The sequence below is a fragment of the Halobacillus salinus genome (assembly GCF_004684905.1).
In the GTDB taxonomy this organism is placed as follows: Bacteria; Bacillota; Bacilli; order Bacillales; family Halobacillaceae; genus Halobacillus; species Halobacillus salinus.
In genome coordinates, this window is record NZ_SRJC01000001.1 from 1,954,317 (window position 1) to 1,965,000 (window position 10,684).

Sequence of the window (10,684 nt, forward strand, 5' to 3'; positions counted from 1 at the left end):
GCTATTATATCATACCCTTCAACCATCGATATGAAAGAACTTGTATTTGATGTTCGGGGTGTAAGCAGTCGAATCTTCATACGCCCAGTAGCGCTGCCGACTGTTGGAGGTATGAGCATTGACAAGCGGCATCCCGTTTGCATCTTTTTTCACGACAATCGTGTTATGGTTGTAACGACCATCCCCTTCAAAATCATAACAAATAACATCCCCAAGAGAGAGTTGATCTGCCGATGATTTCTCAACAGCCGTCAAACCTTTTCTCGATCCACTGAGATACCAGCGTAGCGAATTGGCAACAGCCCAGCTATAGCTCCATGTTTTACTTCCATACCACCAGCCTTTTGACCGGTTCGGCTGTCCCCACATCGGAGCCCCTCCTGCACGTAGGCACTGGGAGATGTAATTCGTGCAATCGACATCGAAATGACGGTACGCTGGATTATAACTGTTCCACCATCGCTCTGCATAACGGACCGCTTCGCGACGATTGTACGTGAAAGCACGGTTGAACTCATCCTTCTCTACGAAAGCAGATGTCACCCGCTCCGCTTCACTGGAACCTGTTTCCGTTTCCATCTCATGCTTGACCCATTTCTCCCCATCAAACCAAACAATACCTTTATAAGTTCCTTCTTCTAAATAAAAATGCTGGCCCTCTTTCAACAAAATACTGATTCCAATACCATAATACAAGATTGTAGATTCATCATAAGACTGCCGGTGGTACGGCTGCAGATGAAACGTCACACGTTGAATATCCTTTCCACGTTCCTCCAGTCCCACGACTTTATGATGTAACCAAGCTTCCTCTTGTTGATCCGTCAACCGATCCATAATCCCTTCCCAATATCGTTGCAGCTGATTGATATGACTCACGGCTCTTCCCCCTCTTTTCATCGTATGACGGAAAGGGAAAAACCATACAAAAAAACCGCAGTCCCGACTAGGACATGCGGTTATGAGAATGGTGCTGCAGTCAATGACTTACTTTCAAAGTCTAATAGTTGTTGTTTCTTATCTAATCCCCCGGCATAGCCGACTAATTTACCATTACTCCCGATGACACGATGGCATGGTACGACAATGGAAAATGGGTTTTTATTGATGGCTCCACCTACAGCTCTGATTGCTTTAGGGCTGCGCATAGCAGTCGCAATATCCTTGTAAGTGCGGGTCTCACCGAACGGAATGTCATGAAGAAGCGTTCTCCATGTCTTTCTCTGGAATTCGGTACCGTAGCAATTCAAAGGGATACTGAACTCACTTCGTTTACCATCGAAGTAATCTAATAGTTCATTCTTGGTCTGGCTTACATAAGTCTGTTCAGGATCGTAAACCAGTTCCCCTTTTAACATGTGCTTTCTCATCCATGATTGAAACGAAGCAAGGCGGTCTTCGTACGTGCCAAAATCGATGCGACATACTCCTGTTTCATTAGCTAGTACGGTCATTGGTCCTAAAGGAGTCTCAAACGTGTCATAGTACATAAAAGACCGATGATTCATAAACAACCCCTTCTCTACACATTCTTAGATTCTATTAGTAGATGCTGAATTTAGAGCTACTGTAACTCAAATTCAAGCCCTTTTTCCATTTCTACGATGACTTTCGAATCTTCTTCTTTGATGATAGCATCTTTTATTGCTTTATAACAGTCCTCATTACCAATTTTTCCAAGCGAATAGGCAGCCGTACCACGGATTACAGGACGCGGGTCTTCGTTCATTAAACGAATCAACTCGTCCACTGCTGTTTCATCTTTGTAATGACCAAGCGCAAGAATTGCATTTCGCTGTATCGGTTTTTTACCACGCCATGACCCAGAGATAGGGCCGAATGTTTCTTTGAATTGCCGATTTGAGATGGATAATAAAGGAATAAGTTTCGGCTTTACCACTTCAGGATCCGGTTCGAACTCTTCGTGTAAGTGGAAATCTTTTTTTCGGTTTTTAGGACAGACGGTTTGACACGTATCACACCCGTATAACCGGTTCCCAATTTTCGTCCTGAATTCATCTGGTAGAAAGTCTTTCGTTTGTGTAAGAAAAGCAATGCATCGCTGTGCATTCAACTGCCCACCTTGCACTAGCGCTCCGGTCGGACAGGCATCTACGCAAATATTGCAGTCCCCACAACTGTCATCTACTGGCTCGTCTGGTGGAAAAGGAATGTTCGTAACAATCTCTCCCAAATATACATACGAACCGAATTCCGGGGTGATAATCGCACAATTCTTACCGCTGAATCCGATACCCGCACGTTCTGCTACGGCACGGTCTGATAATTCACCAGTATCGACCATCGACTTCAGCTCTACTTCTGGAAAGTGTTCTTGCAAATAGGCACCGAGCTTGTTCAGGCGATCCCTAAGCACATCATGGTAATCGCGTCCCCAAGATGCTCTTGCAAAGATGCCTCGGCGTTCGCCCTTCTTACTTTTCGGTGCGTCTTTCATTTTGGAAGGATAAGCTAGGGCGATGGAGATAATCGATTGGGAACCAGGTAACAAACGGCTCGGCTCGGTACGCTCTTCCACCGTCCCTTTTTCAAAGCCTGATTGATAGCTGTTTTCCTGCTGACGGATCAATCGCCCTTTCAGTTCGCTGAACACATCAGCAGAGGCGAAACCGATCTTGTCGATGCCGATCTCTTTACTATAGGCGATGACCTCTTCTTTGAAATCATGATAATTCACCCTGACAACCTCCTTTCTATCGTAAATCTTTCACTTTCGCTGTTCGGATTCTATTAAGTGTTGCTGCAATTTCAAATCGACGAGGGCGCGCTAAGTCACCAGGGTGTTGGTTTTGGAAAGGAGCAAATGCCGCGAGTCCTTGCTCATCTAATTGGTTTTCAATGTCGTCCAATAGTTCAGAAAGCGACTGCTGCTTCTTCAACTTGCCTTTTTTATCTAAGTGACTGATCAAGTCCGCAATGAAGCGTGTTTGCGAAGCATCAACAAGCTGCTCTACGTTAGCCAGATCAATTTCCGTCCGCCCCATTAAAATCAACGTTTGTCCTTTCGCCTGCACCTTCTCTTTCTTCCCTTTTCTAGTCTGTAAACTATCCGGAAGGAAGGAACGCTTAGGTAATGCCCCAAAGGATGAGTCTATGGATTCACTACGGTGTGTAGGATATTTGCTGGCAATGTTCTTCGCTTTACTTGTGACATTATAAGGAAGGTACTGGTCCATCGTGATCACATCATCCGCGACGTGAAAATAGTCGCCAGATCCACCCATGACCATAATCGTCGATACACCTAATTCATCATTCATTTGCTTAATTTTATCAATAAATGGCGTAATAGGTTCTTTCTCTTTCACTACAAGCTCCTGCATACGCTCATCTCGAATCATAAAGTTCGTCGCACTCGTGTCCTCATCAATGAGTAACGTACTTGCTTCCGCTTCAAGTGCCTCTATTACATTTGCGGCCTGCGACGTACTGCCACTTGCATTTTCCGTTGAAAAAGTAGTGGTGTCCGTTCCATGTGGAAGGTTTTTGATGAATGGTGAGATGTCGACTGTAGACACTTGTCGTCCGTCTTCCGCCCTCACTTTGACAGCAGAAGAATCGGTCAGGACATACTCTCTTCCGTCCCCTTTAATATGAGGATACACGCCACGCTCCATTGCGTTCAAGAGGGTACTTTTACCATGGTATCCTCCACCGACAATCAAGACGATGCCCTTCTTAAGTGCCATCCCGGTAAGCGGTTCTTCTCGATGTGGAATCGAAAAGGCAACACGGTTCTGCTCTGGACTCTCAAAAGGTACGGCCTTCTTCATCGGGCGATCACTGATGCCGCTTGCGCGAGGTAGAATCGAACCATCGGCAACAAATGAAATCCAGTCGTTCTTCTCCATCTCTTCATAAATCGCATCATGTTGGTCGGCTAATTGACTCGCCGCTTCAAGCTCCTTATCCTGAATGGAAAAGATGGATTGCTTCAGAAGCTCCGGAATGACCGTGAAGAATAACTTTTCAGCCTGTTTTCCATTAATACGGCGTCCGTTAGCTGGCAAACCGACGGTCAAGCAGATGGTTGTTCCCTTTTCGTCAAAGCTGACAGCCGTACGGTCTAATATCTCCTGCCCTGGCTGGTCAACCATTACCATTCCACTTTTCCCGGATCCTTTTATAAAGGTATCATTATTACGAATGGCCTTGGCGACTTCTCTCGTCATCCGATCTTCCGTGTAAGTCTTACGTCTCCCCGTTTCCAACCAACTACTTGAAATACTTCGTTGTTTCGAAGGGACATGCACACGAATTTTAGAAGGTGCCGCAAATGGATCTCCTTGCACGTAATCAATGTGTAAAGTGAATGCTTGAAAACGGTACGTTCCTTGAATCTGCTTGTACCCTTTATAACTCTTTCCATCAATTTGTTTAAGTTGTTGCTGCAATTTTTCCATCCTATAGCCTCCCTAGTAAAATGATCTATGTAGAGGTTTAACCTAATTCCATGAATAAAAAACGCAATGCTTCGTTACCCATTTAACGAAACACTGCGTTTGTCACATAGTATAAAATAAGTACGTGTCACCTACATGAGGTGACAAAGAGCGGGTGAAGGGAATCGAACCCTCATCATCAGCTTGGAAGGCTGAGGTTTTACCACTAAACTACACCCGCACGTTAATAAAGAACGTTTACCAATGTTTGGTTGATGTCCAACCATGCCTCTTCCTCTGCAAGATTATTCAAGGAAGTTAATCCGTCGAGGCAACTCGTAGCAAATTCGGATGAAGATCAGCTCGTGGCTGAGGTTTTACCACTAAACTACACCCGCATGTAAAAGATTAGAAGATTTGTTACGATTAGTTGTCTGACAACCAACGTCTTTGCTACATTTGTTATTATAACAATCGAATTTTGGGGATGCAACAAGAAATTTACGATTTTTTGTCGAAAAGTTAATTCTCTATTAATATTCGAAGTTGGCAATCTTTCGTTTCCTCTATTATACCCGCTCGCAACTAGTTTTATACCAAAAAAAGCCGCCCTAATGGACGGCTTTTTGTATTATAGGATCACCGTGCTTTTTAAAGCAGCAATTAAACGCTCGAACTCTTCATTTACTTGGCGGAGCACTTCAGGGTCTTTGTAACTCTTATCTTGAGTAATAGATAGGCTTGGCTCAATGAGCAACGTCCTTGCACCCATGAACTCGATCTCCAGTTTTTTCGGAGGAGTATTCTCTGTCAGGCTGTAGTCTACGAACCATTCTTTCATGGAAATAATCCGGTCGATGAACAACGTTTCCTTCGTAACAGCCATGTCAGACGTAATCCCAAGAACAGATAATGTACGGTCGTTCCGGTTTACAATGAATAACTGATACACATCTGGAGTAAGCACTTCTAAAGAGCAGAAGTTATCCGATTCAAATACATCTTCCGTAAACTCCAACACGGCAGCTGTTCTCAAATTTTCCAGAGTTGATGAGCTTAACCTTTCTTTCAGCGTAATGGACACTGAACATTCCTCCTTAATTGGTTTCAGAGGTAATGTGCCCGGAATATGTGGACTGAAAACTTATTTCATCCAAATTAAACAAATATTACCATAATGTTTTTTTACAAGGGTTCATACGTCTGAATTCCTCGACAGAAACACAAAAAAATTGCTAAGAGAATGGTCATATATCACCTCATGTACTATATACGGCTATAGACCAGACAATGCTAGCAACAAAATAAAAAAGTGTTGCGATGGAAAATGGGTTGAGTGAAAACCGGAACAATTGTACGGAGTAAACGGTCTTGCCATCTCCAAATACTTTGTTGTCCACGTTAGCGTACTTATTACCAAGCCACTCATTAAACTGCATGAACCAAACGAGTATGAACATAAGGAAGCCAATCGTGAAGTGTGCTTCTATAAAATCCCAATCCAACCGTTCTGCTAAAATCCAAGATAGGAGAACTTCTATCAAGAGCGTCCCTCCAATAAGGAAAGACACAATCACTTTTTTAGAAAGATGACGGAAAATATGCGCCTCTACAAAACCGAGCACTTTATTCAATACAAATGGTACTCCGAAGAGGAACAAAATGGTGAACAGTAAGGAAACCAAAAAATCGTTGAAGACGGATCCCTCCTTTATCCAATTCTTATTGTCCCGTTAAATCTACCATATTATGGATCATAATTACACTTGAAGATAAAAAAAGAAGGGCGTAAACCGCCCTCCTTTCCTAAATTTATAGGTTTTCAAAAAATAGCCGTATGACGTCCGCTCCGCCTATGAACGTTCCGAGTGAGCTCCCGACATTCGCTAGAACAACAACAAGCAGAATACGAGTCACTTTATTATTCCAGAAACCTTTCACCGACGTGACATCCTCAGACAGGTTCTCAAAGTCAGAGACGTTTGGACGACGGAAATACGCTTGAACAAACCCGGCGATCCATCCTGCTGCAACCAAAGGGTTCAGCGAAGTAATCGGAGCCGCTATAAAGGCTGTCAAAATCGCTAACGGGTGGGCAAGCGCTGCCGCTGTACCGATAGCTGAAAAGGTTCCGTTCCAAAGCACCCAGCTTAAGGACTGTTGTGCTCCTGCTTCAGGGTTTGCGATGAATGTATAGGCGATGATGGAAATGATCATTAGCGGAATCGCCCAAGCAATCACCTTCGGCCATTTCGACTTCGGTTTACGTTTTCTCAGTTCGTTTAAGTCATGATCTTCATGAATTTGCTTCGTGATACCGGGAACGTGGGCGGCTCCAAGAACAGCTACAACTTTATCCCCGGGAGCATCTTTGATTTTCTGAGCTAAGTATTGATCACGTTCATCAATCAACGGCTTCTTCAAAGTGGGAAAATGCTCGGTCATTTCTTGAAGCATTCCATTCAACATGTCTTGCGATTTCATTTTCTCCAGCTCTTCTTCTGAGATGGATTCATTACTGAAAATGCTGTAAACGATGGACGTCATCAGCTTCATCTTCCCAACGAATCCGATGTTAGACCAAATGCGCGAGAATGTGATTTGGATATTTCGGTCAGCAAGAACAAGCTCGGCACCCAACTCATCGGCCGATTCGATTCCCTGAATCATCTCCTGACCTGGTTTGATACCAAACTGTTTTGCCATCCTTCTTTGGAAGGAAGATATGGCAAGGTTCATCAATAGAAGGGTTGCTTTTCTGTCTTTGATGACTTGGAAGATATCTGTGTTCTTCCACTGATCCCCTTCTTTAATCGATTTATAGCGCTGTTCATCCAGTTCTACACACACAGAATCCGGACGCTCGTCTTCTATTACTTGTTTCACCTGCTCGGCACTCTGTTTGGATACATGGGCTGTACCGATCAAGATCAATTCTTTATCATTCACTTGAATTCTTGTAATGTTCTCTTCTGCTGGCATTGTAACCTTCCTTTACCATATGTACATTTTATCTTATTGTATCAAATATCCTTCCCCATGGATATTCGAAGCCCGCATAACATACTCGTTTAGTTTTGATTAGAACCACATAAAAAAGAGCCAGGATTTCTCCTGGCTTCTACTATTATTAAACAGAACTTTCTTCTTTCGCTTCCGGAACGCCCGGTTTTTGTTCCTTCGTCCACGTACTTGTAGCTGGAATCTTGGAATGATCAGCGCGGTGCGCATACTTCCCGGCTACTTCTGTTACTTCTTGCAAAAGACCATTATCTAGCGTCGTCGGGTTCAACCCTTTAGACAAGAATAGGTCATTTTTCACGTGAAGGTCGTTCTTAGCTGCTTCTTTACGAGGGTTCGATACATAAGCGATCTCGCCACCTGTCAATTTGCTGACCAATTGAGCCAAGTCATTGACGCGGTGCGTTTCCGTCATCTGGTTGAAGATCATGACACGCTCTTCACGAGCAGGAGCATTGGCAATGGCAAGCTCCACACAACGAACCGTATCCTGAATGTGGATGAAAGCACGTGTTTGTCCACCTGTTCCGTGTACGGTGATTGGATACCCGACAGCCGCTTGCATTAGGAAGCGGTTCAGTACAGTACCGTAGTCCCCATCGTAATCAAAACGGTTGATTAGGCGCTCATCCATTTTCGTCTCTTCCGTATTCGTTCCCCATACGATTCCTTGGTGAAGGTCTGTAATGCGGACACTGTCGTTCTTGTTATAGTATTGGAATAACAGTTGGTCTTGAGACTTCGTCATATGATAGACGGAACCCGGGTTTGTCGGATAAAGAATTTGTTGTTCGACGCGATCGCCAGACTCTGTCTGCACCTCGACATCCAGATAACCTTCTGGAATCTTCATTCCAGCTGTTCCATAGCCATAGACTCCCATTGTTCCAAGATGGACAAGGTGAATGTCGAGGCCGGAATCCACAATAGCACAAAGGACGTTGTGCGTTGCATTCAAATTATTATTTACCGTATAACGTTTATGTTTAGGAGATTTCATGGAATAAGGAGCCGAACGCTGCTCTGCAAAGTGAACAATTGCATCAGGCTGCTCGCTCTGAATGACTTGCAGAAACTGATCGTAATCTTCGGCGATATCAATATTATAAAATCCAATTTTCTTGCCAGTATTCTCTTCCCATGCTTCTAACCTTGTACCCATTGGTTGAATAGGCGTTAAAGAACCGGCTTCCAATTCGTTATCAATATTACGTCTTGATAGGTTATCGATGATAACTACATCGTGACCGATATTGGACAAATGAAGACTTGTCGGCCAACCACAGAAACCATCCCCACCTAAGACAAAAATTTTCTTGGACTGACTCTTTTCCAAATTCACAATGACACACCCTTTACCAAAAAGTTATTTATTTCATTAAGTAGAAAGAATAGACTAAAATCACAGGCCCTCACTCACAAAGAAACTTGCCTTCCTCTCCACTTTCTATTCTAATCGATTCCCCTTATGGATGAAAGCCAACTCGACATATTTCCTGCCTTTTCAACACGGAATGTTCTAATTTCTCCTATTATTGTTCGTTGACAAAGAAGTCATACTATCGGTAAACTCTTACTAATTATCTTTTCTCACTCGTATATATTCGGAAATAAGGTCCGGATGTCTCTACAAGACCACCGTAAACGGTCTGACTACGAGGGCCGAGTATTATCGCCTTCGATCACGAGTGTTCTCAATTTGTCAGAAGGAGCGATTACAATGAACAAGAAAATAAACAAGCTTCAATCCAATTTAAAAGCCGCAAGTAACCAATCCAAAGCAGACCTACTCATCAAGAATGCTCGTATTTTGGATGTATTTAACTTGGAGTGGATGCATGACGATGTAGCTATCCAAGATGGTAAGATTGTAGGACTCGGTCAATACGAAGCACACCAAACAATCGATGCCGAACAACGCTACCTGTGTCCTTCTTTCATAGATGGACACGTCCATATAGAATCCTCCATGGTACCACCCTCAGAGTTCTCACGCATCGTTCTTCCGCGTGGCGTGACAACAGTCATCACGGATCCACACGAGATCGCTAATGTTTCTGGGACACAAGGGATAGAGTTTATGATGAGAGATGCCGAGCGAGCAGCACTCGATATCTTCTTTATGCTCCCGTCGTGCGTCCCCTCTACTCCGTTCGAAAATGCAGGAGCCATTCTGCAAGCAGAAGATCTATTTCCTTACCTGGACAAAGAAAATGTTTTAGGATTAGCGGAAGTCATGAACTACCCTGCTCTGCGTAGCGGGGACGAGGACCTCCTTCGAAAAATCATTGATACGAAATCCTACAACGGAAAAATAGATGGACACCTCGCAGGATTACCGAATGACGCCATCAATATTTACCGCACAGCAGGAGTACACTCCGATCATGAATGCAATACAGCACTAGAAGCAAAAGAGCGCCTCCGCCGTGGTATGTATGTCCTGATGAGAGAAGGCTCATCTGCAAAAGACCTCAGAAGCCTTCTGCCGATCGTTACGCCGACCAACGCACGCCGCTGTTTATTCTGCACCGATGACAAACACCTTGATGACCTCCTCGATGAGGGAAGTATCGATCATCATATTCGTCTTGCCATCGAATCAGGAATAAAGCCTGAGATAGCTTATCAAATGGCCTCCCTCAATGCCGCAGAATGCTACGGTCTCTATGAAAAAGGAGCGATTGCCCCGGGCTATGACGCCGATTTTGTCCTGATTGAAGATTTGGAAAGTGTGACAATCAAAGAAGTCTATAAAAACGGAGAGCGAATTGCGGAAAATGGAAACTACCTAAGAGATCGTAACGAAATTATCGACGCCGATTCAAGAGTTTCTTCTTCCATCAATATGAAAAGCATTACGGAACCTGACCTGCAAATACGCATTGGGACTGACCAAAAAGCACATATAATTGAAATCATCCCAAATCAGATAAATACGAAGAAAATCGTTGAAACAGTACCTGTAGCGAATGGGAACTTCAAACCTTCTGTTGAAGCGGATCAGTTGAAACTGATCACTGCAGAAAGGCATAAACGAACCGGGAACGTCGGTAGAGGTATTGTCAAAGGTTTCGGAATCAAGGTAGGAGCTATGGCTACTACAGTGGCTCACGACTCCCACAATATCGTTGCAGTAGGAACAAGCGATCAAGACTTGCAGACGGCCATTCAAGCTTTAGAGAAAATGGAAGGCGGACTCGTCATCGTGAAGAACGGAGACGTGATTGCAAGCGTACCACTTTCCATAGCAGGGCTCA

The 10,684-nt window shown here is 43.9% G+C and carries 9 protein-coding genes, 1 tRNA gene and 1 riboswitch (1 of these 11 running past the window's edge); of the genes, 1 reads left to right on the top strand and 9 read right to left on the bottom strand.

Going from position 1 to position 10,684, the window contains the following annotated elements:
* Window positions 1-18: 18 nt before the first annotated feature.
* The 9 genes from E4663_RS10550 to E4663_RS10590 all read right to left on the bottom strand — a co-directional run bounded on the left by E4663_RS10550 (window position 19) and on the right by E4663_RS10590 (window position 8,766).
* Entirely contained in the window at window positions 19-879 is an 861-nt protein-coding gene (locus E4663_RS10550) for an amidase domain-containing protein (protein ID WP_241657153.1), read from the bottom strand.
* Between the two features lie 80 nt (window positions 880-959).
* Window positions 960-1,508 (bottom strand): methylated-DNA--[protein]-cysteine S-methyltransferase, encoded by a 549-nt coding sequence (locus E4663_RS10555; RefSeq protein WP_079480809.1) that lies wholly within the window; start codon window positions 1,506-1,508, stop codon window positions 960-962.
* A 56-nt stretch (window positions 1,509-1,564) separates the two neighbouring features.
* Window positions 1,565-2,698 (bottom strand): tRNA epoxyqueuosine(34) reductase QueG, encoded by a 1,134-nt coding sequence (queG, locus tag E4663_RS10560; RefSeq protein WP_079480810.1) that lies wholly within the window; start codon window positions 2,696-2,698, stop codon window positions 1,565-1,567.
* 16 nt (window positions 2,699-2,714) lie between these two features.
* A complete protein-coding gene (locus E4663_RS10565) occupies window positions 2,715-4,424 on the bottom strand; it encodes an ABC-ATPase domain-containing protein (protein WP_135327524.1) in 1,710 nt (569 codons plus the stop codon).
* A 149-nt stretch (window positions 4,425-4,573) separates the two neighbouring features.
* A tRNA-Gly gene (locus tag E4663_RS10570) sits at window positions 4,574-4,644 on the bottom strand.
* Window positions 4,645-5,034: 390 nt separating this feature from the next.
* Complete coding sequence (locus tag E4663_RS10575; RefSeq protein ID WP_079480812.1) at window positions 5,035-5,487, bottom strand: hypothetical protein; 453 nt, start codon at window positions 5,485-5,487, stop codon at window positions 5,035-5,037.
* A 175-nt stretch (window positions 5,488-5,662) separates the two neighbouring features.
* The gene (locus E4663_RS10580) at window positions 5,663-6,088 is read right to left on the bottom strand and encodes a hypothetical protein (RefSeq protein ID WP_135327525.1); all 426 of its coding nucleotides are present in this window, start codon (window positions 6,086-6,088) and stop codon (window positions 5,663-5,665) included.
* Window positions 6,089-6,215: 127 nt separating this feature from the next.
* Window positions 6,216-7,385 carry a TraB/GumN family protein gene (locus tag E4663_RS10585; RefSeq protein WP_135327526.1) on the bottom strand — a complete coding sequence of 390 codons (1,170 nt, stop codon included), beginning with the start codon at window positions 7,383-7,385 and terminating at the stop codon, window positions 6,216-6,218.
* A 148-nt stretch (window positions 7,386-7,533) separates the two neighbouring features.
* Window positions 7,534-8,766, bottom strand: coding sequence for an NAD-dependent epimerase/dehydratase family protein (locus tag E4663_RS10590; protein ID WP_135327527.1), 1,233 nt, complete (start codon window positions 8,764-8,766; stop codon window positions 7,534-7,536).
* Between the two features lie 232 nt (window positions 8,767-8,998).
* Window positions 8,999-9,100, top strand: a riboswitch (purine riboswitch).
* Between the two features lie 44 nt (window positions 9,101-9,144).
* Here E4663_RS10590 and ade point away from each other — a divergent pair.
* Window positions 9,145-10,684, top strand: partial view of an adenine deaminase gene (gene ade / locus E4663_RS10595; protein ID WP_135327528.1) — the 5' portion only. 200 nt of this gene lie beyond the right edge of the window; only the first 1,540 of its 1,740 coding nucleotides appear in the window; it begins with the start codon at window positions 9,145-9,147; its stop codon lies beyond the right edge, outside the window.